Raw genomic sequence first — 25929 nt, forward strand, 5'->3', positions numbered from 1 at the left:
CGAAGCGCCGCCGGGCAACCATGCGACACCGGAGCGACTTGTCGAATGGCGGCTTCGCCTTACCCGACCTGTGAAACTAAAAAGGCAACTGTCGTTGCCTTTTTGCGTTTATTACGGTGCCGGATAGGTATATACCTGATGCACCGCCTCAATCTCCGCTAACACCTCTTCGCTCAACTCCAGATGGAAGCTTTCGATATTCGTTTTCAGCTGCTCCATGGTGGTCGCGCCCAGCAGGGTGCTGGCCACAAACGGCTGACGGCGCACAAAGGCCAGCGCCATCTGCGCCGGATCGAGCCCGTGACGTCTGGCGATATCGACATAGGCCGCTACCGCTTTTTGCGTCTGCTCGCCGCTGTACCGGGTAAAGCGGCTGAACAGGGTATTACGCGCTCCCGCCGGTTTTGCGCCGTTAAGATACTTACCGGTCAGCGTACCAAAGCCCAGGCAGGAGTACGCCAGCAGCTCAACGCCTTCATACTGGCTCACTTCCGCCAGACCCACTTCGTAGCTGCGGTTCAGCAGGCTGTATGGGTTCTGAATGGTCACGATACGCGGCAGGTCGTGCTTGTCTGCCAGGTGCAGATAACGCATCACGCCGAACGCCGTTTCGTTAGAGACGCCAATGTAGCGGATTTTGCCTGCGCGCTGGCACTCGGTTAACGCTTCCAGGGTTTCCAGCAGCGTGACAACGGGCGCACTGTCGCTCCAGCTATAGCCCAGTTTGCCAAAGCAGTTTGTTGCGCGCTGCGGCCAGTGAACCTGATAGAGATCGAGATAATCGGTCTGCAGACGCGTCAGGCTGGCGTCCAGCGCGGCGCGGATGTTTTTACGATCGAGGACCTGATTCGGGCGAATGCCGCTATCGTTATTGCGGGAGGGACCGCTGACCTTGGAGGCGACAATCAGCTTTTCGCGATTACCGCGCTTTGCCAGCCAGTTGCCGACGTAGGTTTCAGTTAAGCCCTGTGTTTCAGGACGCGGCGGCACCGGGTACATTTCCGCGACATCAATCAGGTTAATGCCCTGGCTGACGGCGTAATCGAGTTGTGCATGGGCATCGGCTTCGCTATTTTGTTCACCAAATGTCATCGTGCCCAACCCCAGTTGGCTTATCTCAAGAGCGCTATGGGGGATACGGTGATAATGCATAGCCGGCTTCCTTATTTGACATGTTATCTGCGTCAGGAAACTCCCGACAAAGGACTATAAACATGACAGAGGGGAAGAGAAAAATCAAAAGGCCAGCAAGCCGCTGACCTTTACTATTATCTTTCTATAATCTGTGAAACTTCGTCGCGGTTAATCTGCATATTGTTACCCTGCTGATCGCGGTAGCTGACCAGCCCGGTATCATCGTCGACTTCGGGTTTGCCGTCGGTCAGAATCATACGACCATCTTTGGTCGCCATGACGTAGTCGCTGCTACAACCAGAAACGGCAAACGCTAAACCAACTGCCGAGATTATCACTGCCCATTTCTTCATTCTTGTTACCTCCGCCTGGCTCGTGTTAGTTATCAGTGTAGTAATAACTCTGCCGTTGTTTTTCTGAAAGTGGTCAATTCTGAAAAAACAGGGAAATATGTGATAAAAAGCAACATTCTGGCTAAAAAGTCAGGTATTCAAAAGAAAGTGACGTGCCAGCAACGCGCCCGTGAAGTTTTTTTTCAGATAAAAGCCCCGGGGCAGGGTGAGGATCGGTTCGCCGCGTGCGCCGATGGCTTCGGTGAGCGCTTTACTGTTTGCGGCTTTTGGCCGTAGCTGGAGCACCTCGCCGTGGCGGGCAGTGATGCGCTCAACCTGACCCAGGACGATCATGTCCATCAACTCCTCCCAGTCCAGACGCAGCTGACGATCTTCTTCTTCGTTCGGGCTCCAGATCAGCGGGGCTCCCACGCGACGGGCGGCCAGCGGGATCGCGCGATCCCCCTCAACCGGGATCCACAGCACGCGTTTCAGCTTATGCCGCACGTGACTGCTCTCCCATGTGATCCCCGTATTGCCGGTTAGCGGCGCCACGCAGACAAACGTCGTCTCCAGGGGGCGGCCTGCGCTGTCGATGGGGATGGTCTTGAGCTCTACCCCCAGGGCGGCAAAATCCTGTTCAGGCTTACTGCCCGCGCTGGCACCCAGCCACAGCTCCAGCAGAACGCCTGTCCAGCCTTTATCGCGCTTAAGATCGGGCGGAATGGGCAGGCCTGCCAGGGCAGCGAGTTCACCCAGCGAATAGCCCGCCAGACGCTGCGCTTGTTGCAGTAACACCGCTTCTGTAGCAGGAGGCGAAGAGAGGGGAGCGAGGGGAAGCATGATAATTGCCTTTTGGTTAAAAAATGAACAGCAGTTTTCCACCGCACTGAGAGAGTTTATCTTTTTCTTTTTGCATGTGCCAGGTTAATGATTTATATGTATTTTTATGGCCACTTTCTACTGTGCTGCCGGTCGGTTATCCAGGTTGTCCAAATCTGGTCACTGACAATAAACAGGATCTTACACCCAGTTATCCACAGAAAAATGGGATAACTGGGAATAACCCCCACTACTGTTTCCATTTACAGCCTTGACGCGCGACGAAAATCGAAAATTCAGACAAAATGTGCCTAACTTATTGGCACAATCTGTGGATAAAACCGACGTTGCTCGATCTTTCATCAGCACAACGATCTTTCAGGTGACCTGCATCACACAATGCTGTGCATTTCACAGATAATCTCGTTTAAGCTAATGAAAAATAGAGAGTTGTAAAAAATGTCAATCTCTGCAATATTCAGAGTGATCTGGGTTGTCCATCGGTAATTCCATACTTCTTCACAACTCTATCCACAGAAAAAGTGTATAAAATTGCCCTTCCGGGCGGTCATCTGTTTATAACTCCGATGATAATTGTGAGTTATTCAAATGTTATTCGGCTCCAGGCCCGAAAGAGAGTGGTTTACCGCCTCACTGGAGTGTGAAACAATCATTTATATATAAGGTTTAGTTTGGGGTAGTCCGGTGATTGATGACGATGGCTACCGCCCGAATGTAGGTATCGTAATTTGTAATCGCCAGGGGCAGGTCATGTGGGCCCGGCGATATGGTCAGCACTCCTGGCAATTTCCCCAAGGGGGGATTAACCCTGGAGAGTCCGCAGAGCAAGCGATGTATCGGGAGCTGTTCGAAGAAGTTGGCTTAAGCCGCAAGGATGTTCGCATTCTGGCTTCGACCCGCAACTGGTTGCGTTACAAGTTACCGAAGCGTTTGGTGCGTTGGGACACAAAGCCGGTATGTATCGGCCAGAAACAGAAATGGTTTCTTCTGCAATTGGTGAGCAGCGATGCGGATATCAATATGCAAACCAGCAGCACGCCTGAGTTTGATGGCTGGCGCTGGGTCAGCTACTGGTATCCCGTTCGGCAGGTCGTGTCGTTTAAGCGCGATGTTTACCGCAGGGTGATGAAAGAGTTCGCAAGTGCCGTAATGATGCTTCAGGAGGTTCCTCCTAAGCCCCAGAGCGCACCTGCCTGGCGACGTAAAAGAGGTTAAGCTACGCACATTATGCTCACCCGCCTGCGCGAAATAGTCGAGAAGGTGGCCAGTGCCCCACGGCTCAACGAGGCGCTGGATATTCTGGTCACTGATATCTGCCTTGCGATGGAAACCGAGGTCTGTTCGGTCTATCTGGCCGACCACGACCGCAGGTGTTACTACCTTATGGCCACGCGCGGATTGAAAAAACCGCGTGGTCGCACCGTTGCGCTGGCGTTTGATGAGGGCGTTGTGGGTCTGGTCGGGCGTCTGGCCGAACCCATCAACCTTGCCGATGCGCAAAAACACCCCAGCTTCAAATATATCCCCTCCGTAAAAGAGGAGCGTTTTCGCGCCTTCCTGGGCGTACCGATCATCCAGCGTCGCCAGCTGCTGGGCGTGCTGGTTGTGCAGCAGCGCGAACTGCGTCAGTACGACGAAAGCGAGGAGTCATTCCTCGTTACGCTGGCCACGCAAATGGCGGCTATTCTCTCCCAGTCCCAGCTCGCGGCACTGTTTGGTCAGTACCGGCAGACGCGCATTCGCGCCTTGCCGGCCTCACCCGGCGTCGCGATCGCCGAAGGCTGGATGGACGCCACGCTGCCGCTCATGGAGCAGGTTTACGAAGCCTCCACGCTGGACACCGCCCTTGAGCGCGAACGTCTGACCGGCGCGCTGGAGGAGGCTGCCAACGAGTTTCGCCGCTACAGCAAGCGCTATGCCGCAGGTGCGCAAAAAGAGACGGCGGCGATCTTCGATCTTTATTCACACCTGTTGTCTGATGCCCGGCTGCGTCGGGAGCTGTTTGATGAGGTCGACAGGGGCTCGGTGGCGGAGTGGGCCGTCAAAAAGGTCGTCGAAAAATTCGCCGAACAGTTTGCCGCCCTGACCGATGGCTATCTGAAAGAGCGTGCCGGGGATCTGCGTACCTTAGGTCAGCGTCTGCTGTTCCATCTCGATGATACCATTCAGGCTGCCAATACCTGGCCGCCGCGCTTTGTACTGGTTGCGGATGAGCTTTCCGCCACCACGCTCGCGGAGTTGCCGCAGGACAGACTGGCCGGGATCGTGGTCCGCGACGGCGCCGCCAACTCCCATGCCGCCATTATGGTGCGGGCGCTCGGGATCCCGACCGTAATGGGGGCCGATATTCAGCCCTCTGCGCTGCACCGCCGAACGCTGGTGGTGGACGGTTATCGCGGCGAGCTGCTGGTCGATCCTGAACCGGTGCTGTTGCAGGAATATCAGCGGCTTATCAGCGAAGAGAACGAGCTGAGCCGTCTGGCGGAAGATGACGTCAACCAGCCCGCGGCGCTGAAAAGCGGTGAGCGCATCAAGGTAATGCTCAATGCCGGGTTAAGCCCGGAACATGAAGAGAAGCTCGGCAGCCGTATTGATGGTATTGGTCTCTACCGCACCGAAATCCCGTTCATGCTGCAAAGCGGCTTCCCCTCTGAGGAGGAGCAGGTAGCGCAGTATCAGGGCATGCTGCAGATGTTCAACGACAAGCCGGTGACGCTACGTACGCTGGACATTGGCGCAGATAAGCAACTGCCCTATATGCCCATCAGCGAAGAGAATCCCTGCCTGGGCTGGCGCGGGATCCGCATTACTCTCGATCAGCCGGAGATCTTTTTGATCCAGGTGCGCGCCATGATGCGTGCCAATGCGGCGACCGGCAACCTCAGTATTTTGCTGCCGATGGTCACCAGCATTGATGAGATCGACGAAGCCCGACGCCTTATTGAGCGCGCCGGACGCGAAGTCGAAGAGATGATCGGCTACGAAATACCGAAGCCGCGAATTGGCGTGATGCTGGAAGTCCCGTCGATGGTCTTTATGCTCCCGCAGCTGGCCACGCGCGTCGACTTTGTTTCGGTGGGCACCAACGACCTGACCCAGTACATGCTGGCGGTGGATCGCAATAACACCCGGGTGGCGAGCATCTACGACAGCCTGCATCCAGCGATGCTGCGCGCGCTGGCAATGATTGCCCGCGAGGCGGAAGCCAACGGTATTGATCTGCGTTTATGCGGCGAGATGGCGGGCGACTCAATGTGTGTAGCGATCCTGATTGGTCTCGGCTTCCGCCACTTGTCCATGAACGGACGTTCCGTTGCCCGCGTGAAGTATCTGCTGCGTCATATCGACTTTGAAGAGGCTCAGCAGCTGGCGAAACGCAGCCTTGAAGCCCAGCTGGCAACGGAGGTGCGGCATCAGGTGGCGGCCTTTATGGAGCGTCGCGGCATGGGCGGGCTGATCCGCGGCGGACGTTAGGCACCAGGTATCCCTCAGCGTCTGCGCCGGGGGATACAAACCCCTATACACATCTTTTACATCTCTGGCGCAACCTCTACGCTTGCTTGTGCTATGATTCGCAACTTTGGAGCGCAGGGTACTCCTCTGCGCGCTTCTCTACCGCTGTCCACTTTCAGCGGAATAACAACATCTTGTGGTGACAGATGAACAGTGGCTATCTGCATTTTCCGGAGTTTGATCCGGTCATTTTCTCAGTAGGACCCGTCGCGCTGCACTGGTACGGATTGATGTATCTGGTCGGTTTCGTCTTTGCCATGTGGCTGGCTGGCCGTCGCGCCAAACGCCCGGGCAGCGGCTGGACCAAAGACGAAGTGGAAAACCTGCTGTATGCCGGTTTCCTCGGCGTTTTCCTCGGTGGACGTATCGGCTATGTGCTCTTTTACAACTTCCCGGTCTTCCTGAACGATCCGCTCTACCTGTTCCGCGTCTGGGATGGCGGCATGTCCTTCCACGGTGGCCTGATTGGCGTCATTCTGGTGATGGTCATTTTCGCGAAGCGCACCAAACGCAGCTTCTTCCAGGTCTCTGACTTTATTGCCCCGCTGATCCCGTTCGGTCTGGGTGCAGGCCGTCTCGGTAACTTTATCAACGGCGAGTTGTGGGGCCGTGTCGACCCGAGCGTGCCGTTTACCATGCTGTTCCCGCAGTCCCGTGCCGAAGATATGGCCCTGCTGCCGTCGCATCCGGAATGGCAATCGATTTTCGATACCTACGGCGTCCTGCCGCGCCATATGTCGCAGCTGTATGAAATGGCGCTGGAAGGGGTGGTGCTGTTTATCATTCTGAACCTCTTCATCCGTAAACCGCGCCCGACGGGCTCTGTATCTGGCCTGTTCCTGATCGGTTATGGCGCGTTCCGCATTATCGTGGAATTCTTCCGCCAGCCGGATGCGCAGTTTACCGGGACATGGGTCCAGTACATCAGCATGGGGCAGATCCTCTCCATTCCGATGATCGTCGCGGGTATCGCGATGATGGTCTGGGCGTACCGTCGTCCACAGCAACAGGTCTCCTGAGGAATCATGAAACAGTATCTTGAACTGATGCAAAAAGTGCTCGATGAGGGCACGCCAAAAAACGATCGTACCGGCACCGGTACCCTCTCCATTTTTGGGCACCAGATGCGCTTCAACCTGCAGGAAGGCTTTCCGCTGGTGACAACCAAGCGCTGCCACTTACGCTCAATTATTCACGAGCTGCTCTGGTTCCTGCAGGGCGACACCAACATCGCTTACCTGCGCGAGAACAATGTCTCTATCTGGGACGAATGGGCAGACGAGAACGGCGATCTGGGCCCGGTATATGGCAAGCAGTGGCGCGCCTGGCCGACGCCGGATGGCCGCCACATTGACCAGATCACCACCGTGATGAACCAGCTGAAAAACGATCCCGATTCACGCCGTATCATTGTGTCGGCCTGGAACGTGGGCGAACTGGATAAAATGGCCCTGGCTCCGTGCCATGCCTTCTTCCAGTTCTATGTCGCGGATGGCAAGCTCTCCTGCCAGCTCTATCAGCGCTCCTGCGATGTCTTCCTCGGCCTGCCGTTCAACATCGCCAGCTATGCGCTGCTGGTGCATATGATGGCCCAGCAGTGCGACCTGGAAGTGGGTGATTTTGTCTGGACCGGGGGGGATACCCACCTCTACAGCAACCATATGGAGCAGACCCATCTGCAGCTGACCCGCGAGCCGCGCGCGCTGCCGAAGCTGATTATCAAACGTAAGCCGGACTCCATTTTCGACTATCGCTTTGAAGATTTCGAAATCGAAGGCTACGACCCGCACCCGGGGATCAAAGCGCCTGTAGCGGTCTGATGCTGCAATCCTGACACAACCGGCGCACTCTGCGCCGGTTTTTTTATGCCTGTCGTCGCCTTTTGCGAGCCTGCGTCCGCGAGAATTGCAACGAGCTGCAATCCCTCATAAAGCGCGGAAAGCGCCTCGTAATTCGCTTAACGCCGCCTCGACCTGTTTCTTCCCTCCCGGCACACTACCGCCATGAAAAAGGAAAAGGGGTTCACCCTCATGGAAATGCTGATCGCCCTCTCGCTCATCATGACGCTGAGCGCTGCGGGGCTGTACGGCTGGCGATCCTGGCAGCAGCAACAGCAGCTATGGCAGACGGCGCGCCAGGTGCGCGATTTTCTGGTGGTGCTACGCAATGATGCCTGGCGAAATAACCGCGACCATATCATCACACTCAAACAGGACGGCAAGCGGTGGTGCCTGTTAAAGACGGGGATTCCTGCGTGTGAGGCGGAGAGCGCCTTTGTGCTAATCCCGCAGTGGGCGGATATCAGCCTTACCGAGTTAACGCCGGGGTTGGGATTTTACGGTTTGCGGGATACCGCCTGGGCCGGAAGGGTGCGTCTGCAAAGCCAGGCCGGCGAGTGGCTTATTCTCATCTCTTCGTGGGGACGTATCCGGATGTGTAACGGCAAGGGAGCGTTCGCATGCCGGTAAAGCAGCGGGGATTTTCCCTCACGGAAGTGCTGATCGCGATGGCGATAAGCAGCGTGCTGCTGTTAAGCGCAGCGCGGTTTTTGCCCGCGCTCCAGCAGTCAGTCACGCGGCTCACGAAACAGCAGGAGCTTGAAGAAGAGCTTTGGCTACGCATAACCACTATCGGTAAACATCTGCAGCGGGCGGGGTATTGCGCGGGCGAGTGCACTGGCGAGGCGTTAAAAGTGGGGCAGGGTGGTGAATGTGTCATTGTGCAGTGGGACGAAAACAGCAATGGCCGCTGGGAAACCTCCCCGCCTGCTGCGGCGGAACAGACCGGGTTTCGCCTGAACGGCGGTGCGCTGGAAACAGTGCGCGGCGCGACAGAGTGTGGCGGCAAGGGGTGGGAGAGAATAACCGATCCCGACCGGATCACGGTCCTGCGTTTTCAGGTGCAGCGCATTGCCCGCGCAGACTTTGCGCCGGAGCTGAGTCTGATGCTGGCGGCCGCCGTCAACGGAGAGCATGATGGCGGCGTTGAGGTGCGCCACATCGTTACCGGGTTTAATTTATGAGCCGCGAGCGGGGAATGTCATCGCTGGCGCTGGTGCTCCTGCTGTTAATTCTGGGTAGCCTGATGCTGGCGGGACTTAACCAGCAGCTTGACGCGCTGCTGCGTATCGTCAGTGCAGAACGCCAGGCGATACAGCATCAGGCTGCCGCCCAGTCAGCGCTGGAGTGGGGAAGAACGCTCGACTGGCGAACGCAGGTGGACTATGCGTGCCAGCAGCATCCTCTGCACCCCTGGCGAGTCTGTTTGCGTCTGACCGGGGAGCGCGCACTGCTTATCGCCAGCAGCGACAGCATCACGTTGTGGCGTCTGGGCGAGGTAAAGGCAGACGGCATACATTTTCTGCCCCACGGCTGGAGCGATTTTTGTCCCCTGAAGGAGAGAGCGTTATGTCAGCCACCGTAGCCAGACAGAAAGGGTTCAGCATCGTGGAGGTTCTGCTGGCAATGGTGCTGATGGTCGTGGTCGTCACCGCGCTGGCAGGTTACCATCGTGTTTTAGCCAGTCGGTTTGTCGCGCTTGAGCAGTATCGCCAGCTCTGGCGTCATGCTCAGACGCTGTCCCAGCTGAGCGCCGGGGATGCGCCTGGCGGCTGGCAGGTAAACAGGATGCAGACAACACAGGCTGGATGTGTCAGCATCTCGGTCAAACTTATTTCTCCTCTGGGTCGGCAGGGTCAACTGACACGCCTGCACTGCCCGGTTAGCCAGTAGTTGGAGCAGCAATGTTAAGGGTCTACCACTCAAACCGTCTTGATGTGCTGGAAGCACTGATGGAATTTATTGTCGAGCAGCAGCGGCTCGACGATCCCTTTGAACCAGAGATGATCATGGTTCAGAGCACCGGTATGGCGCAGTGGTTACAGATGTCCCTTTCACAGAAGTTTGGTATCGCCGCCAATATTGATTTCCCGCTGCCGGCCAGCTTTATCTGGGATATGTTTGTCCGCGTACTGCCGGAGATCCCAAAACAGAGCGCATTCAGCAAACAGAGCATGAGCTGGAAGCTGATGTCGCTGCTGCCTGAGATGCTGACCCATGACGAGTTTGTCATGCTGCGCCACTACCTGAATGACGATACCGATAAACGGAAGCTGTTCCAGCTGGCGTCGCGTACGGCGGATCTCTACGACCAGTATCTGGTCTATCGGCCGGAGTGGTTAACGCGCTGGGAGGCGGGCGAGCTTGTCGACGGTCTTGACCAGGCGCAAATCTGGCAGGCCCCGCTGTGGAAAGCGTTGGTCGCCCATACTGAAGCGCTGGGTCAGCCGCAGTGGCACCGCGCAAATTTATATGAGCGTTTTATCGCGACCCTGGAGTCCGCCTCTGAGACGCCTGCCGGTTTGCCGTCCCGGGTCTTTATCTGCGGGATATCCGCACTGCCGCCGGTCTACCTGAAAGCGCTGAATGCGCTGGGCAGGCATATCGACATTCATATTCTCTTCACCAACCCCTGCCGCCATTACTGGGGAGATATTCAGGATGCCCGCTGGCTGGCCCGCATGGTGACGCGCCAGCGTCGTCGCCTGTTTGACGACGGCACGGTACCGCTGTTTAAAGACAGCGAGACGGCCTCTGAACTCTTTGACGAACAGGGGATCCAGCACTTGCCGAACCCGCTGCTCGCCTCCTGGGGCAAGCTGGGGCGCGACTATATCTATATGCTCTCGGAGCTGACCGCCTCCGGGGAAGGGGATGTCGACGCCTTTGCGGATATCACCCCGGACAACCTGCTGCATAACATACAGCGGGACATTCTGGAGCTGGATAACCGCGCGGTGACAGGCATCACCGCTACGGAGTTTGCCCGCAGTGACAGCAAACGCCGGCTCGATCCTGACGATCGCAGCGTGACCGTTCACCTGTGCCATAGCCCGCAGCGCGAAGTGGAGGTGCTACACGACAAACTGCTGGCGATGCTGGAGGAGGATCCACAGCTGACGCCGCGCGATATCGTGGTGATGGTGGCGGATATCGACAGCTACAGCCCCTATATCCAGGCCGTTTTTGGGAGTGCGACGGGCGACCGCTACCTGCCGTTTGCCATATCAGACCGTCGTGCGCGTCAATCGCACCCGGCCCTGCAGGCGTTTGTCAGCCTGCTTTCCCTGCCGGATAGCCGCTTCGTCCCGGAAGATGTGCTGGCCCTGCTGGACGTGCCGGTCCTGGCGGCTCGTTTTGATATTGACGAGGAGGCGCTGCGCTACCTGCGTCAGTGGGTTAACGAGTCGGGCGTGCGCTGGGGCATGGACGATGACAACGTGCAGGAGTTTGAGCTGCCCGTCACCGGCCAGCACACCTGGCAGTTTGGCCTGACGCGTATGCTGCTCGGGTATGCCATGGAGAGTAGCCAGGGGGAATGGAATGCCGTGCTGCCTTATGATGAGTCCAGCGGCTTAATTGCCGAGTTGGTCGGGCATCTGGCGTCACTGCTGATGCAGCTTAACCGCTGGCGTCGGGAGCTGATGAAAGCCCGCCCGCTCGACGAGTGGATGCCGGTATGTCGCGAGATGCTCAATGATTTCTTCCTGCCGGATCAGGAAACCGAAGCGGCGATGGCGTTAATCGAGCAGCAGTGGCAGGCGATCATCGATGAAGGGATCTCCTCGCACTATGGTGAAGCGATCCCCCTGTCGTTGTTGCGGGATGAGTTAACCCTGCGTCTCGACCAGGAGCGTATCAGCCAGCGTTTTCTCGCCGGGCCGGTAAACATCTGCACCCTGATGCCGATGCGATCCATTCCGTTTAAGGTTGTCTGCCTGCTGGGCATGAACGACGGCATTTACCCGCGCGCGCTGGCGCCGCTGGGCTTTGATTTAATGAGTCAGAATGCGCAGCGCGGCGACCGCAGTCGTCGCGATGATGACCGCTATCTGTTCCTTGAGGCGCTGATCTCCGCGCAACAGCAGCTCTATATCAGCTATATCGGTCGCTCTATCCAGGACAACAGCGAACGGTTCCCCTCCGTGCTGGTGCAGGAACTGGTGGACTACATCGGGCAAAGCCACTACCTGCCGGGCGATGAGGCGCTCAACTGTGATGAGAGCGAAAAGCGCGTAAAAGCGCATATCACCTGTTGTCACAGCCGTATGCCTTTTGATGCGGAGAACTACAAGGCTAACGAGCAGCAGAGCTATGCCCGGGAATGGCTGCCCGCCGCGAAACGGGAGGGCGTAGCCCATGGCGACTTTATCCAGACGCTGAAGCCGTTAGCGCTTGATACCGTTCCCTTTGAGCAGCTTCAGCGTTTCTGGGCGCACCCGGTGCGGGCGTTTTTCCAGATGCGGTTGCAGGTTAACTTCCGCTCCGAAGAGAGCGAGATCCCGGATGCCGAGCCGTTTACGCTGGATGGCTTAAGCCGCTACCAGCTCAATCAGCAATTGCTGAATGCGCTGGTGGAGCAGGAAGATGCCCAGAAGCTGTTCCGTCACTATCGCGCGGCAGGTCAACTGCCCTATGGCGCCTTCGGTGAGATCGTCTGGGAGGCTCAGTGTCAGGAGATGCAGGCCCTGGCTGGCCGGGTGATTGAGTGCCGTCAGCCGGGTACGAGCATGGAGATCGATCTCAACTGCAACGGTGTGAATCTGACGGGGTGGCTACAGCACGTACAGCCCGACGGGCTGCTGCGCTGGCGACCGTCGATGCTTAGCGTTTCGCAAGGTCTGCAACTTTGGCTGGAACACCTTGTCTACTGTGCGAGCGGTGGCGAAGGCGAGAGCCGGTTATTTGTCCGCAAAGAGGGTGAATGGCGCTTCCCGGCGCTCTCTGCTGAACAGGCCATGAACTATCTGTCGCAGCTGGTTGAGGGTTACCAGCAGGGGATGAACACGCCGCTGCTGTTGCTGCCAGAAAGTGGGGGGGCATGGATTAAAACCTGTTATGACGCCTCAAATGATGCCATGTTAACGGATGAGGCGACCCTGCAAAAAGCGCGCAGCAAATTTTTGCAGGCCTACGAAGGCAACATGATCGTCCGCGGGGAAGGTGACGACGTCTGGTATCAACGCCTGTGGCGAACCCTTGAACCGGAGTACTTCGAGGCCATCACCAACGAGGCCCGACGCTACCTGTTACCGCTCTATAAATTTAATCAGTCCTGACGGCTGTATAAAAATTGCACGGATTTGGGCATTCATTTATGATGCGCAACTTGTCATGGACTGATGTACCAAAACAAAGAGATGCTGGCGTGTCCGGCACGAAGCTTGTTAATGATGATGTCCGTGATGAAGAGGTAGTGAATGCCAGGCAGCACCTTATTGAAAACGTTAGTTTTGTTCGTCGCTCTTTGGGCCCCCCTCAGTCAGGCAAATACCGGTTGGCAACCCGTTCAGGAAACGATCCGCAAAAGTGATAAAGATACCCGTGAATATCAGGCGATCCGCCTTGATAACGGGATGGTCGTGCTGCTGGTTTCCGATCCGCAGGCCGTAAAGTCACTGTCGGCGCTGGTGGTGCCGGTGGGCTCGCTGGAAGATCCTGAATCGCATCCCGGTCTGGCCCACTATCTTGAACATATGACCCTGATGGGCTCAAAGAACTATCCGCAGCCTGACAGTCTGGCCGAATTTTTAAAGATGCACGGTGGCAGCCATAACGCCAGCACCGCGCCGTACCGCACGGCTTTTTATCTTGAAGTGGAAAACGATGCGCTGGAAGGTGCCGTCGATCGTCTGGCGGATGCCATTGCTGCCCCGCTGCTGGATAAAAAATATGCCGATCGTGAGCGCAATGCCGTTAATGCGGAGCTGACGCTGGCGCGTACCCGGGACGGGATGCGGATGGCGCAGGTCAGCGCCGAAACCATCAACTCCGCGCACCCTGGATCGCGTTTCTCCGGCGGAAATCTTGAGACGCTGAGCGACAAGCCGGGCAGCCCGGTGCTTGATGCGCTGCACGCGTTTCGCGACAAATACTACTCCGCTAACCTGATGAAGGCCGTGGTCTACAGCAATAAGCCGCTGCCGGAACTGGCGCAGCTGGCTGCCCAGACCTATGGCCGGGTGCCGAATAAAAATATCACCCGCCCGGAAATCACCGTGCCGGTGGTCACCGACGCGCAGAAAGGCCTGATCATTCACTACGTTCCCGCGATGCCCCGCAAGGTGCTGCGCGTGGAGTTCCGTATTGATAACAATACGCCGCAGTTTCGCAGTAAAACCGACGAGCTGGTTAACTACCTGATTGGCAACCGTAGCCCGGACACCCTCTCCGACTGGCTGCAAAAGCAGGGGCTGGTGGAAGGTATTCGCGCCGACTCCGATCCCGTCGTTAACGGCAACAGCGGCGTACTGGCGATCTCCGCCACCTTAACCGATAAAGGTCTGGCCCATCGCGATGATGTCGTCGCCGCGATTTTCAGCTACCTTTCCCTGCTGCGTGAAAAAGGGGTGGATAAACGCTACTTTGACGAGCTGGCGCACGTGCTGGATCTCGACTTCCGTTATCCTTCCATTACCCGCGATATGGACTATGTCGAGTGGCTGGCTGACACCATGATCCGCGTGCCGGTTGAGCACACGCTGGATGCGGTCAATATCGCCGATCAATATGATGCCGACGCCGTCAAAGCCCGACTGGCGATGATGACGCCGCAGAACGCCCGTATCTGGTATATCAGCCCGAACGAGCCGCATAACAAGACCGCTTACTTTGTGAACGCCGAATACCAGGTGGACAAAATCAGCGAGCAAACTTTTGCCGACTGGCAGAAGCGAGCCGCCGGGATCGCCCTTAAGCTGCCGGAGGTGAACCCTTACATCCCGGACGACTTTACCCTTATCAAACCGACTAAAGATTATCCACAGCCGCAGCTGATTGTGGATGAGCCTGACCTGCGCGTGGTCTATACCCCGAGCCGCTACTTCGCCAGCGAGCCAAAAGCCAACGTCAGCATGGTGCTGCGTAACCCTGCGGCGATGAATACCGCTAAAAACCAGGTGATGTTTGCGCTGAATGACTATCTGGCCGGTATCGCGCTGGATCAGCTCAGCAACCAGGCCGCGGTAGGCGGGATCGGTTTCTCCACCAACGCCAATAATGGCCTGATGCTCAACGCCAACGGTTACACCCAGCGTCTGCCGCAGCTCTTTAAGGCGCTGCTGGAAGGCTATTTCAGCTACACCGCCACCGAGGAGCAGCTGGAGCAGGCTAAGTCCTGGTATGCGCAGATGATGGATTCCGCAGAAAAGGGCAAAGCCTTCGATCAGGCTATTATGCCGGTGCAGATGCTCTCGCAGGTTCCCTACTTCCAGCGCGAGGAGCGCCGGGAGCTGCTGCCGTCCATCACGCTGGACGACGTAATGGCCTACCGTGCCGCGCTAAAGACCAATGCCCGTCCGGAGTTTCTGGTGGTGGGCAACATGAGCGAAGATCAGGCGAAAAACCTGGCGCAGGATGTGCGTACTCAGCTGGGTGCGAAGGGGACCGAATGGTGTCGTAACCAGGACGTGCTGGTCGAAAAACAGCAGAACGTGATTTTCGAAAAAGCGGGCAGCAGCACGGATTCCGCTCTGGCAGCGGTCTTTGTCCCGACCGGCTATGACGAATACGCCAGTTCAGCATACAGCGCCGTACTCGGACAGATCGTGCAGCCCTGGTTCTACACCCAGTTACGTACCGAAGAGCAGCTGGGCTATGCCGTCTTTGCCTTTTCGATGAACGTTGGTCGCCAGTGGGGGATGGGCTTCCTGCTGCAAAGCAGTGATAAACAGCCAGATTATCTCTGGCAGCGTTTCCAGGCCTTCTTCCCGCAGGCCGAAGCGAAGCTGCGTGCGATGAAGCCGGAAGAGTTTGCCCAGATTCAGCAGGCGGTCATTGCCCAGATTATGCAGCCGCCGCAGACGCTGGCTGAAGAAGCATCAAAAATCAGCAAAGATTTTGATCGGGGTAATATGCGCTTCGATTCGCATGATAAAGTAGTGGCCGAGATAAAACAGCTCACGCCACAGAAAGTGGCCGACTTCTTCCACCAGGCCGTGGTCGCCCCGCAGGGGATGGCTATCCTGTCTCAGGTTTCCGGTAGCCAGAGTAAGAAAGCCGATGTCACCCCGCCTGCGGGCTGGACGGTATGGAAGAGCGTGAGCGCATTGCAGCAATCTTTGCCCAGGAGTAAGAACGAATGACCGATACCGCTGAGTCCCTTAACCCCTTACGTTTACCGTTACAGGGGGAGCGACTGATAGAGGCCTCAGCGGGAACCGGAAAAACCTTCACCATCGCTGCACTCTATCTGCGACTGCTGCTCGGTCTGGGCGGCAGCGCGGCGTTTAGCCGCCCGCTCAACGTGGAAGAGCTGCTGGTGGTGACCTTCACCGAAGCCGCGACGGAAGAGCTGCGCGGACGTATCCGCGCTAACATCCATGAGCTGCGCATCGCCTGCCTGCGGCAGAGTACAGATAACCCGCTGTATGCCAGCCTGCTGGATGAGATTGACGATAAACAGCAGGCGGCACAGTGGCTGCTGCTGGCGGAACGGCAGATGGATGAGGCTGCCGTGTTTACTATCCACGGCTTCTGCCAGCGCATGCTCAGCCTGAATGCGTTTGAATCAGGCATGCTTTTTGAGCAGCAACTTATCGAAGATGAATCCCAGCTGCGCTACCAGGCGTGCGCCGACTTCTGGCGTCGCCATTGCTACCCCCTGCCACGTGATATCGCCGAAGCGGTACACAATCTCTGGAAAGGCCCGGACGAGCTACTGCGGACCATCGATCGCTATCTGCAGGGGGAAGCCCCGGTCATCAAATCTGCCCCGCCTGCGGACGAAACGCTGGCTTCACGCCATGAGAAGATTGTCGGCCTGATCGCCGCCATGAAACAGCAGTGGTCTGACAGCGTGGCGGAAATCGAGGCGGTGATTGAACGCTCCGGCATCGATCGGCGTAAATTCAACCGCGGCAACCAGGCAAAATATATCGAGCGCGTTACGGCCTGGGCGCAGGAAGAGAAGCACAGCTATCAGCTGCCTGACGCGCTGGAAAAATTCTCCCAGTCGTTCCTTGCCGAGCGCACGAAAGCGGGGGGCGAGGTACCGGAACACCCGCTCTTTTCCGCCATCGATAACCTGCTGGCAGAGCCGTTAACCCTTAACGATCTGATGATCACCCGTGCGCTGTCAGAGATCCGCGAAGCGGTGGCGCGGGAAAAGCGCCGTCGCGGTGAGCTGGGCTTCGACGATATGCTCAGCCGTCTCGATGATGCCCTCAACAGCGACAATGGCGAGGCGCTGGCTGCCGCCATCCGGACCCGTTTTCCGGTGGCGATGATCGATGAATTTCAGGATACCGATCCCCAGCAGTACCGGATTTTCCGCCGCATCTGGCGCCAGCAGCCGGATACCGCCCTGCTGCTGATTGGCGACCCGAAACAGGCGATCTACGCCTTCCGTGGGGCGGATATTTTCACCTACATGAAAGCGCGTGGCGAAGTGGCCGCGCACTATACGCTGGATACCAACTGGCGTTCGGCGCCCGGCATGGTGGAGAGCGTGAATACGCTCTTTTCACAGATGAACGATGCTTTCATGTTCCGTGAAATCCCCTTCTTACCGGTCAAATCTGCCCCGAGAAACGCCACGCTGCGTTTCGAGTATAAAGGCGATTTCCAGCCCGCGATGCGCATCTGGCTGATGGAGGGCGAGGGGTGTGGCGTCGGAGATTACCAGACCTTTATGGCCCAGCACTGCGCGGCGCAAATCCGCGACTGGCTGAGCGCTGGCGTGCGCGGCGAAGCCATTCTGCACCGGGGCGACGATGCCCAACCGGTGAAGGCGTCAGACATTACGGTGCTGGTGCGCAGCCGTCAGGAGGCGGCGTTGATCCGTGATGCGCTGACCCTGCTGAGCATTCCTTCGGTCTATCTCTCCAACCGCGACAGCGTATTTGAAACGCTGGAAGCCCAGGAGATGCTCTGGCTGTTGCAGGCGGTGCTGGCGCCGGAGCGTGAAAGCACCCTGCGCAGCGCCCTGGCAAGCGCCATGCTCGGCCTTAACGCCCAGGATATCGATACGCTGAATAACAGTGAGACACTCTGGGATAAGGCGGTGGAAGAGTTTACCCGCTACCGTGAGCGCTGGCAGAAGCGGGGCGTAATGGCGATGCTGCGCGACCTCATGACCCAGCGCAACATCGCCGAAAATATGCTGGCGACCGCCGGAGGGGAACGCCGCCTGACCGATATTCTGCATATCAGCGAACTGTTGCAGGAGGCGGGGGCCCAGCTTGAGAGTGAATATGCCCTCGTGCGCTGGCTGGCGCAGCACATTGCCGAGCCGAACAGCAACGCCTCAAGCCAGCAAATGCGTCTCGAAAGTGACAAGCATCTGGTTAAAATCGTCACCATTCACAAATCGAAAGGGCTGGAGTATCCCCTGGTCTGGTTGCCTTTCATTGCCAACTACCGGGTTCAGGATCAGGCCTTTTATCACGATCGTAAGACCTTCGAAGCGGTGCTTGACCTCAGCAAGGCCGATGACAGCGTGGAGCTGGCCGAAGCTGAACGGCAGGCGGAAGATTTACGCCTGCTCTATGTGGCACTGACCCGTTCGGTGTGGCACTGCAGCTTAGGCGTGGCGCCGCTGTTCCGTCGGCGTGGCGAAAAATCGGGTGACAGCGACGTCCACCTGAGCGCGCTTGGACGCCTGATCCAGCGCGGCGAGCCGAAAGATGCCGCCGGTCTGCGCCAGTGTCTGGAGGCGTTATGCAATGACCACATTGCATTGCAGGTTGCCGATGTGGCAGACGCCGCCCGCTGGCATATGCCGGATCCGGTGATGCCGGATCTGCAGGCGCGGCAGGTGGCTCGCATGCTGTATGACGACTGGCGGGTCACCAGCTATTCCGGACTTCAGCAGCACGGGCACAGTATCGCCCAGGATCTGATGCCGCGCCTCGATGTTGATGCCGCAGGCACCGGCGAAGTGCCGCAGGAGCCAGAGCTGACGCCGCATCAGTTTCCGCGCGGCGCCTCGCCGGGCACCTTTTTACACAGCCTGTTTGAAGCACTCGATTTTACGCAGCCCGTCTCCCCGGAGTGGGTGCTGGAGATGCTGCAAAAAGGGGGGTACGATGCCCGCTGGGAGCCGGTGTTAACCCGCTGGATCGCGCAGGTGCTGGAAACTCCGCTCAATGAGGAGGGGATCTCACTGAGCCAGCTGACAGCCGCTGATAAGCAGGTTGAGATGGAGTTTTATCTGCCCATCGCCGGGCCGCTCACCGCCGGGGCGCTGGATGCGTTGATCCGCGAGTACGATCCACTCTCCCGGGGCTGCCCGCCGCTCGATTTTCGTCAGGTGCGCGGCATGCTGAAAGGCTTTATCGACCTGGTCTTCCGCCATAATGGCCGCTATTACCTGCTGGACTATAAATCCAACTGGCTGGGTGAAAACAGCGAGGCCTATACCCCGCAGGCTATGGCCCGGGCGATGCAGTCGCACCGCTACGATCTGCAGTACCAGCTCTATACCCTGGCGCTGCACCGATATTTACGTCACCGTATTGCCGACTATGACTATCAACAACATTTCGGTGGGGTGATCTACCTGTTTTTACGTGGCGTCGATGGCAGCTCGCCGGGCGCCGGTTGCTTTGCCACCCGTCCGGATGAAGCGTTAATCGAACAAATGGATAGCCTGTTTTCCGCCAGCAACGAGGAGCTAACACAATGACGATGCAGGAACACTTGCTGGAAGCCGTAGAGCAGCGCGTGCTGCGTCGTCTGGATGTACAGTTTGCGATGATGGTAGCAGGGAACGACGAACCGGCGGTGATGCTGGCGGCGGCAATCTTAAGCCGTGATGCGGGAGAAGGGCACGTTTGCCTGCCGTTGTCCCGGCTGCGTGCCGAGGCGAAAAGCGCCGCGCTGCAGGCCTGTTTTGCGCTGTTTGACCAGGAGCCGGACTGGACCGCTACGCTGCTGCGCTCCCGCGCGGTGAGTGCAGGGGATGAACCGACGCCGCTGGTGCTCACCGGCGAACGGCTCTACCTCAACCGGATGTGGCGCTATGAGCGGGCGGTGGCCCGCTTCTTTAGCGAAGCCAACCAGCCTTTGCCCCATGACAGCGCCGACGTTCAGCGCACGCTCAATGCGCTGTTCACCTCTGATGAATCCGTCAACTGGCAAAAGGTGGCTGCGGCAGTCGCGTTAACGCGGCGTATTTCCGTGATCTCCGGCGGGCCGGGGACCGGCAAAACGACCACCGTTGCCCGCCTGCTGGCGGCGCTGATCCAGATGGCGGGAGAGGAGAAGTGCCGGATCCGGCTGGCAGCCCCCACCGGTAAAGCGGCCGCTCGTCTGACCGAATCCCTGGGCGGCGCGCTGCAAAAACTGCCCCTGACCGAGGCCCAGCGCGCGCGATTCCCGACGGAAGCGAGTACGCTGCACCGTTTGCTTGGCGCGCAGCCTGGCAGCCAGCGCCTGCGTTACCATGCAGGTAATCCGCTGCACCTGGATGTGCTGGTGGTGGATGAGGCGTCGATGATTGATCTGACGATGATGTCGCGTCTGATCGACGCCCTGCCGCCTCATGCCCGGGTTATTTTCCTCGGCGATCGCGACCAGCTGGCTTCCGTCGAAGCGGGCGCGGTGCTGGGTGACATCTGTACCTGGGCCAGCGCCGGCTTTACGGTCCGGCGCGCGCAGGAGCTTGCCAGCATGACGGGATGCGAGATGGAGGGCAACGTCAGCCCGGTCGCGGGTGCGCTACGCGACAGCCTGTGCCTGCTGCAAAAAAGCTACCGTTTTGGCAGCGATTCTGGCATCGGGCAACTGGCGGCCGCGGTCAACCGGGGCGATCGCCACGCTATCCGCTCGGTATTTGATGGCAAATTCAGTGATATTGAGAAAAAGCAGCTCCAGAGCGGGGAAGAGTATCTGGCGATGCTGGAAGATGCCCTGCAGGGGTATCAACATTTTCTCGACAGCGTGCAGCAGCAAGCCTCCGAAGCGGAGATCCTGGCGGCATTTGGCCGCTACCAGCTGCTTTGCGCCTTACGGGATGGCCCCTTCGGCGTTGCCGGGCTCAATGAAAAGCTCGAGCAGGTCCTGGCGCAAAAACGCCGTATTGGCCGTCAGCCGCATTCACGCTGGTATGAAGGCAGGCCGGTGATGATTTCACGTAACGACAGCGCGCTGGGCCTGTTTAACGGCGATATCGGGATTGCGCTGAATCGGGGTCAGGGGCTGCGTGTCTGGTTCCAGATGCCCGACGGCAGCGTGAAATCCGTGCAGCCCAGCCGCCTGCCGGAACATGAAACCGCCTGGGCCATGACGGTGCATAAATCCCAGGGCTCTGAGTTCGATCACGCGGCGCTGATTTTACCTAACCAGATGTCGCCCGTCGTGACCCGCGAGCTGGTCTATACCGCCATTACCCGCGCCCGTCGGCGGTTGTCGTTGTATGCGGATGAAGGGGTGCTGACCCAGGCTGTCACTACCCGTACAGAGCGACGCAGCGGCCTGAGCGCGATTTTTGAAGCCTTATAAGCGTGTGAAAAGCCGGGCGGCGTTTGCCCGGCCTGTGGGTGATGACCGTTATCCCAGGTCCGCCATCAGCACTTTTGAACGGCGCTGGTAGTTGTACATCTCTTTCTTGGTTTCCGGCAGCGAGTCAATATCCACCGGCGTGAAACCCCGCTCCTGGAACCAGTGAATGCTGCGGGTCGTCAGCACAAACAGCTTGCTCAGCCCCATCTGCCGCGCCTGGAGGGCGATCCGCTCCAGCAACACTTCGCCGCGCGATGAGCTGCGGTAATCCGGATGTACCGCCACGCAGGCCATTTCACCGATCTTCTCTTCCGGGAAGGGGTAGAGCGCCGCACAGGCGATGGTGAGGTTATCGCGCTGAATAATGGTGAACTTGTCGATCTCCATCTCCAGCTGTTCGCGGGAGCGGCGCACCAGGATCCCCTGCTGCTCCAGCGGGCGGATGAGTTCCAGAATGCCGCCGATGTCGTTGATGGTGGCGCGACGGATCTGCTCGGCGCTCTCCATCACAATCTGCGTCCCAATACCGTCGCGGGAGAAGAGCTCCTGCAGCAGGGCGCCATCTTCCTGATAGCTGATCAGATGGCTGCGACGCACGCCGCTGCGGCAGGCTTTGATTGCGCCCCGCAGAAAACGCACGGTACCGGAGTAGTAGTCCCCCTGCGCCTCAAGGGCATCGACGCGCGCCTGAGCCTCGTTAGGGAACAGCTCAGAGACAATATTCCCGAGCTCGTTCATCACCCCCTGCGAGGAGCAGAAGCCGATCATTTTTTCTGCTTTCAGCTTGATCGCCAGCTGGGTGGCAATCTCTTCAGAGGTGAGGTTGAAACTTTCGCCCGTGACAGAGACGGCCACCGGGCCGGTCAGCACAATCGCGCCGCCATCGAGCTGACGGTGGATCGCCTCTTCATCAATACGACGAATACGTCCGCTGTGGCAGTAGTCCACGCCATCATCCACGCCGAGCGGCTGGGCGATAATAAAATTACCGCTGACCACATTAATATGCGCCCCCTGCAGCGGGGTGTTGTTAAGGCTCATCGACAGGCGCGCGGTGATGTCCAGCTGCAGCAGACCGGCGGCCTGCTTAACCAGCTCCAGCGTTTTAGCGTCGGTGACGCGGGTATGTTTGTGGTAGATCGGCTCGTGATGATGCGCGGCCAGATTCGCCTCGATCTGCGGGCGAGCGCCATACACGACAACCAGACGAATACCCAGGCTATGCAGCAGGCCGATATCATTGACAATACTGGAGAAATTCTCATGCTCAATGGCTTCGCCACCCAGCATGACGACAAACGTCTTTCCCCGGTGGGCGTTGATATAGGGAACAGAATGGCGGAATCCCTGGACCAGTTCGATTCTACGTTCCTTCACCACGGCACAACCCCTTAATGAATGTTTATTCGTAATTTTTGTATTTTTATTCGATTATCGCTCTGTGCGCAAGCCAAACTTTTCTTCGAAGCAAAGAAAAGATTCAGCTAAGTTATCGTTAACGCATGATTGTTTACCCTTTTAGGGATGACAGGTTATGCATCATTCGTTAAAGTTTTCGGTCAATTTGGACGTTATGAAAAGTTATTCGATATCTTTGCTCGGGAGAAGCATGTCGGGATCCAGTAAAGCATTAAGTCGTCGTCGCCTGTTACAAGGGGCCGGAGCAATGTGGTTGCTTAGCGTCAGTCAGGTCGGGTTTGCCGCTGTCAGCCAGGTTGTTGCGGTGCGCGTCTGGCCGTCTTCGACCTATACGCGCGTGACGGTCGAGTCAAACCGGGTGCTGAACTATAAGCAATTCGCGTTGAGCAACCCGGAGCGGGTGGTGGTGGATATCGAAGGCGTAAATCTTAACTCGGTGCTGAAAGGAATGAGCGCCCAGATCCGCGGCGACGATCCCTTTATCAAATCCGCGCGGGTAGGGCAGTTTGATCCGAAAACCGTGCGCATGGTGTTTGAGCTCAAGCAGAACGTCAAACCGCAGCTGTTTGCCCTCGCACCGGTGGCCGGTTTTAAAGAACGTCTGGTTATGGATCTCTATCCTGCCAACGCGACCGATATTCAGGATCCGCTGCTGGCCCTGCTGGAGGATTACAACAAAGGCGATCTGGAAAAACAGGTACCGCCTGCGCAAAGTGGCCCGCAGCCCGGCAAAGCGGGACGCGATCGCCCGATTGTGATCATGCTCGATCCGGGGCACGGCGGCGAAGACTCCGGCGCGGTAGGCAAATACCGGACCCGGGAAAAAGATGTGGTGCTGCAAATCGCCCGTCGCCTGAAGGCGATGATCGACAGAGAAGGCAACATGCGCGCCTACATGACGCGCAACGAAGATGTCTTTATTCCGTTAAAAGTGCGTGTGGCGAAAGCACAAAAGCAGCGTGCGGATCTCTTCATCTCTATCCATGCGGACGCCTTTACCAGCCGTCAGCCCAGCGGGTCATCAGTGTTTGCCCTCTCTACCAAAGGGGCGACCAGTACCGCAGCACGCTATCTTGCCGATACCCAGAACGCCTCCGACCTTATCGGTGGGGTAGGGCGGAGCGGCGATCGCTATGTCGACCACACCATGTTCGATATGGTCCAGTCGCTGACCATCACCGACAGCCTGAAGTTTGGTAAAGCGGTGCTGGGCAGGCTCGGGCATGTGAACAAGCTGCATAAGAACAGCGTCGAGCAGGCCGGATTTGCGGTGTTGAAAGCGCCGGACATCCCGTCGATTCTGGTGGAAACCGCCTTTATCAGTAACGTGGAAGAGGAGCGCAAACTTAAAACGGCTAAGTTCCAGCAGGAAGTGGCGGAGTCAATACTGGCGGGGATTAAAGCCTATTTCTCTGACGGGGCGACGCTGGCGAGACGCGGATAAGATCAACACTGCCCGGCGGCGCTGCGCCTGCGCGGGCCTACGGGTGGGCTGACGACAAAAACAAAAAAACACCCGGAAGGGTGTTTATTGTTTTAAGAAGTGTTGGTTGCGGGGGCCGGATTTGAACCGACGACCTTCGGGTTATGAGCCCGACGAGCTACCAGGCTGCTCCACCCCGCGGCACCGTACTGCTTGTACTTCTTCAAATTTGATTGGTTGCGGGGGCCGGATTTGAACCGACGACCTTCGGGTTATGAGCCCGACGAGCTACCAGGCTGCTCCACCCCGCGTCACCGTACTGCTTGTACTTCATCAAATTTTAATTGGTTGCGGGGGCCGGATTTGAACCGACGACCTTCGGGTTATGAGCCCGACGAGCTACCAGGCTGCTCCACCCCGCGTCCGTGGATGCGCACTATACTCTGCTGACTTTTTGTTGCAACCCTTTTTCGTAAAAATCACCAAATTAGACGTTGAATTGCCTGCTCTGCCGTCGATTTGGCTGTTTTTTACGCAAAATTTGCCTAAGGGGAGGCAATCGCATTTCAATACCTTTGCCGGTTTGTTATCTTCGTTGCGCAGAATGGGGCAACTTGAAGATGGGATATATGAAAGGACGTTGGGCGAAGTATCTGATGACAGGCGCAATGGTAGCAATCCTCGCCGCCTGTTCCTCCAAACCGACCGATCGCGGTCAGCAATATAAAGACGGGAAACTGACCCAGCCTTTCTCTTTAGTAAACCAGCCGGATGCCGTGGGTGCACCCATCAATGGCGGTGACTTCGCGGAGCAGGTAAGCCAGATCCGCACCGCATCGCCGCGGCTGTATGGCTCGCAGAACGCCGTCTATAACGCAGTACAGGACTGGCTACGCGCCGGGGGCGATACCCGCACCATGCGCCAGTTCGGCATTGATGCCTGGCAGATGGAGGGCACCGATAACTACGGTAACGTCCAGTTTACCGGCTACTACACCCCGGTGGTACAAGCCCGCCATACCGCTCAGGGTGAGTTCAAATACCCTATCTACCGCATGCCGCCAAAACGTGGCCGCCTGCCGTCCCGGGCCGAAATCTACTCGGGCGCGCTGAGCGACAACTATGTCCTCGCTTACAGCAACTCGCTGATGGATAACTTCATCATGGATGTGCAGGGCAGCGGCTATATCGATTTTGGCGACGGCAGCCCGCTTAACTTCTTCAGCTATGCGGGTAAAAACGGCCATGCCTACCGCAGTATCGGTAAAGTGCTGATCGATCGCGGAGAAGTGAAACGCGAAGATATGTCGATGCAGGCGATCCGCGAGTGGGGGGAGAAGCACAGCGAATATGAAGTGCGTGAGCTGCTTGAGCAGAACCCGTCGTTTGTCTTCTTCAAACCGCAAAACTTTGCCCCGGTGAAAGGCGCCAGCTCGGTGCCGCTGATTGGCCGCGCGTCGGTCGCCTCTGACAAGACAGTGATCCCGCCGGGTACCACGCTGCTGGCCGAAGTCCCGCTGTTGAATAACGAAGGCAAATTCAGCGGCCAGTACGAGCTGCGCCTGATGGTGGCGCTGGATGTGGGTGGCGCGATTAAAGGCCAGCACTTTGATATCTATCAGGGCATTGGCGCCGATGCCGGCCACCGCGCGGGCTGGTATAACCATTACGGCCGCGTGTGGGTGCTGAAAACTGCCGCAAGTACGGGCAACGTCTTTAGCGGCTGAGTGTGGTAATATTGACGCTATGTTTTCCGGGGTGAGGG

18 protein-coding genes and 3 tRNA genes are annotated in these 25929 nt (G+C 57.8%); 14 read left to right on the plus strand and 7 right to left on the minus strand.

The features are described 5' to 3' along the window. Window positions 1-111 precede the first annotated feature (111 nt). The 3 genes from ACT3IC_RS13840 to mutH form a co-directional block, all read right to left on the minus strand. Window positions 112-1152, minus strand: a complete 1041-nt coding sequence (locus tag ACT3IC_RS13840) for an NADP(H)-dependent aldo-keto reductase (RefSeq protein WP_103180970.1) — start codon at window positions 1150-1152, stop codon at window positions 112-114. Between the two features lie 116 nt (window positions 1153-1268). Next, complete coding sequence (locus ACT3IC_RS13845; protein ID WP_039029896.1) at window positions 1269-1487, minus strand: YgdI/YgdR family lipoprotein; 219 nt, start codon at window positions 1485-1487, stop codon at window positions 1269-1271. Window positions 1488-1616: 129 nt separating this feature from the next. Next, complete coding sequence (mutH, locus tag ACT3IC_RS13850; RefSeq protein WP_103822739.1) at window positions 1617-2309, minus strand: DNA mismatch repair endonuclease MutH; 693 nt, start codon at window positions 2307-2309, stop codon at window positions 1617-1619. Between the two features lie 684 nt (window positions 2310-2993). On the opposite strand from mutH, the gene rppH reads away from it, so the two are divergent. The 12 genes from rppH (at window position 2994) to recD (ending at window position 21322) form a co-directional block, all read left to right on the plus strand. Then, entirely contained in the window at window positions 2994-3524 is a 531-nt protein-coding gene (rppH, locus tag ACT3IC_RS13855; protein WP_103180968.1) for an RNA pyrophosphohydrolase, read from the plus strand. A gap of 12 nt (window positions 3525-3536) precedes the next feature. Continuing rightward, window positions 3537-5783 (plus strand): phosphoenolpyruvate--protein phosphotransferase, encoded by a 2247-nt coding sequence (gene ptsP, locus ACT3IC_RS13860; RefSeq protein WP_473477848.1) that lies wholly within the window; start codon window positions 3537-3539, stop codon window positions 5781-5783. Window positions 5784-5968: 185 nt separating this feature from the next. After that, window positions 5969-6841, plus strand: coding sequence for a prolipoprotein diacylglyceryl transferase (gene lgt / locus ACT3IC_RS13865; protein WP_103180966.1), 873 nt, complete (start codon window positions 5969-5971; stop codon window positions 6839-6841). A 6-nt stretch (window positions 6842-6847) separates the two neighbouring features. Next, a complete protein-coding gene (thyA, locus tag ACT3IC_RS13870) occupies window positions 6848-7642 on the plus strand; it encodes a thymidylate synthase (protein WP_103180965.1) in 795 nt (264 codons plus the stop codon). A gap of 183 nt (window positions 7643-7825) precedes the next feature. After that, complete coding sequence (locus ACT3IC_RS13875) at window positions 7826-8290, plus strand: prepilin peptidase-dependent protein (protein ID WP_103180964.1); 465 nt, start codon at window positions 7826-7828, stop codon at window positions 8288-8290. Beyond that, a complete protein-coding gene (locus tag ACT3IC_RS13880) occupies window positions 8281-8844 on the plus strand; it encodes a prepilin peptidase-dependent protein (RefSeq protein ID WP_103180963.1) in 564 nt (187 codons plus the stop codon). The genes ACT3IC_RS13875 and ACT3IC_RS13880 overlap by 10 nt, the downstream gene beginning before the upstream one ends. Next, window positions 8841-9245, plus strand: coding sequence for a DUF2509 family protein (locus ACT3IC_RS13885; RefSeq protein ID WP_103180962.1), 405 nt, complete (start codon window positions 8841-8843; stop codon window positions 9243-9245). The genes ACT3IC_RS13880 and ACT3IC_RS13885 overlap by 4 nt, the downstream gene beginning before the upstream one ends. Next, complete coding sequence (locus tag ACT3IC_RS13890) at window positions 9230-9553, plus strand: prepilin-type N-terminal cleavage/methylation domain-containing protein (RefSeq protein WP_103180961.1); 324 nt, start codon at window positions 9230-9232, stop codon at window positions 9551-9553. The genes ACT3IC_RS13885 and ACT3IC_RS13890 overlap by 16 nt, the downstream gene beginning before the upstream one ends. A gap of 11 nt (window positions 9554-9564) precedes the next feature. Further along, window positions 9565-12939, plus strand: coding sequence for an exodeoxyribonuclease V subunit gamma (gene recC, locus ACT3IC_RS13895; RefSeq protein WP_156655180.1), 3375 nt, complete (start codon window positions 9565-9567; stop codon window positions 12937-12939). Window positions 12940-13080: 141 nt separating this feature from the next. Beyond that, window positions 13081-15963, plus strand: coding sequence for a pitrilysin (ptrA, locus tag ACT3IC_RS13900; protein ID WP_159339809.1), 2883 nt, complete (start codon window positions 13081-13083; stop codon window positions 15961-15963). Further along, entirely contained in the window at window positions 15960-19505 is a 3546-nt protein-coding gene (gene recB / locus ACT3IC_RS13905) for an exodeoxyribonuclease V subunit beta (RefSeq protein WP_159339808.1), read from the plus strand. Before ptrA ends, recB begins: the two co-directional genes overlap by 4 nt. Next, the gene (recD, locus tag ACT3IC_RS13910; protein WP_159339807.1) at window positions 19502-21322 is read left to right on the plus strand and encodes an exodeoxyribonuclease V subunit alpha; all 1821 of its coding nucleotides are present in this window, start codon (window positions 19502-19504) and stop codon (window positions 21320-21322) included. The genes recB and recD overlap by 4 nt, the downstream gene beginning before the upstream one ends. A gap of 48 nt (window positions 21323-21370) precedes the next feature. On the opposite strand, the gene argA is transcribed toward recD, so the two are convergent. Then, window positions 21371-22702: an amino-acid N-acetyltransferase gene (argA, locus tag ACT3IC_RS13915; RefSeq protein WP_103180956.1), complete on the minus strand. Its 1332-nt coding sequence runs from the start codon at window positions 22700-22702 to the stop codon at window positions 21371-21373. Between the two features lie 229 nt (window positions 22703-22931). On the opposite strand from argA, the gene amiC reads away from it, so the two are divergent. Next, on the plus strand, window positions 22932-24185 hold the full coding sequence (gene amiC, locus ACT3IC_RS13920; RefSeq protein ID WP_103180955.1) for an N-acetylmuramoyl-L-alanine amidase AmiC: 1254 nt from the start codon (window positions 22932-22934) through the stop codon (window positions 24183-24185). A gap of 103 nt (window positions 24186-24288) precedes the next feature. On the opposite strand, the gene ACT3IC_RS13925 is transcribed toward amiC, so the two are convergent. The 3 genes from ACT3IC_RS13925 to ACT3IC_RS13935 form a co-directional block, all read right to left on the minus strand. Beyond that, a tRNA-Met gene (locus ACT3IC_RS13925) sits at window positions 24289-24365 on the minus strand. A 33-nt stretch (window positions 24366-24398) separates the two neighbouring features. Next, window positions 24399-24475 (minus strand) — tRNA-Met (locus ACT3IC_RS13930). A 34-nt stretch (window positions 24476-24509) separates the two neighbouring features. Further along, window positions 24510-24586 (minus strand) — tRNA-Met (locus tag ACT3IC_RS13935). A 207-nt stretch (window positions 24587-24793) separates the two neighbouring features. Between ACT3IC_RS13935 and mltA the strand changes: the two genes are divergently transcribed. Beyond that, the gene (gene mltA / locus ACT3IC_RS13940) at window positions 24794-25891 is read left to right on the plus strand and encodes a murein transglycosylase A (RefSeq protein WP_473477856.1); all 1098 of its coding nucleotides are present in this window, start codon (window positions 24794-24796) and stop codon (window positions 25889-25891) included. Window positions 25892-25929: the final 38 nt, after the last annotated feature.

The sequence above is a fragment of the Leclercia sp. GHBNCSD genome (assembly GCF_055805075.1).

Coding starts and splice junctions, on each gene's coding strand:
- ACT3IC_RS13840 (WP_103180970.1), bottom strand. CDS start 1,152: ATGCATTATCACCGTATCCCCCATAGCGCTCTTGAGATAAGCCAACTG.
- ACT3IC_RS13845 (WP_039029896.1), bottom strand. CDS start 1,487: ATGAAGAAATGGGCAGTGATAATCTCGGCAGTTGGTTTAGCGTTTGCC.
- mutH (WP_103822739.1), bottom strand. CDS start 2,309: ATGCTTCCCCTCGCTCCCCTCTCTTCGCCTCCTGCTACAGAAGCGGTG.
- ptsP (WP_473477848.1), top strand. CDS start 3,537: ATGCTCACCCGCCTGCGCGAAATAGTCGAGAAGGTGGCCAGTGCCCCA.
- lgt (WP_103180966.1), top strand. CDS start 5,969: ATGAACAGTGGCTATCTGCATTTTCCGGAGTTTGATCCGGTCATTTTC.
- thyA (WP_103180965.1), top strand. CDS start 6,848: ATGAAACAGTATCTTGAACTGATGCAAAAAGTGCTCGATGAGGGCACG.
- ACT3IC_RS13875 (WP_103180964.1), top strand. CDS start 7,826: ATGAAAAAGGAAAAGGGGTTCACCCTCATGGAAATGCTGATCGCCCTC.
- ACT3IC_RS13880 (WP_103180963.1), top strand. CDS start 8,281: ATGCCGGTAAAGCAGCGGGGATTTTCCCTCACGGAAGTGCTGATCGCG.
- ACT3IC_RS13885 (WP_103180962.1), top strand. CDS start 8,841: ATGAGCCGCGAGCGGGGAATGTCATCGCTGGCGCTGGTGCTCCTGCTG.
- ACT3IC_RS13890 (WP_103180961.1), top strand. CDS start 9,230: ATGTCAGCCACCGTAGCCAGACAGAAAGGGTTCAGCATCGTGGAGGTT.
- recC (WP_156655180.1), top strand. CDS start 9,565: ATGTTAAGGGTCTACCACTCAAACCGTCTTGATGTGCTGGAAGCACTG.
- ptrA (WP_159339809.1), top strand. CDS start 13,081: ATGCCAGGCAGCACCTTATTGAAAACGTTAGTTTTGTTCGTCGCTCTT.
- recB (WP_159339808.1), top strand. CDS start 15,960: ATGACCGATACCGCTGAGTCCCTTAACCCCTTACGTTTACCGTTACAG.
- recD (WP_159339807.1), top strand. CDS start 19,502: ATGACGATGCAGGAACACTTGCTGGAAGCCGTAGAGCAGCGCGTGCTG.
- amiC (WP_103180955.1), top strand. CDS start 22,932: ATGTCGGGATCCAGTAAAGCATTAAGTCGTCGTCGCCTGTTACAAGGG.
- mltA (WP_473477856.1), top strand. CDS start 24,794: ATGAAAGGACGTTGGGCGAAGTATCTGATGACAGGCGCAATGGTAGCA.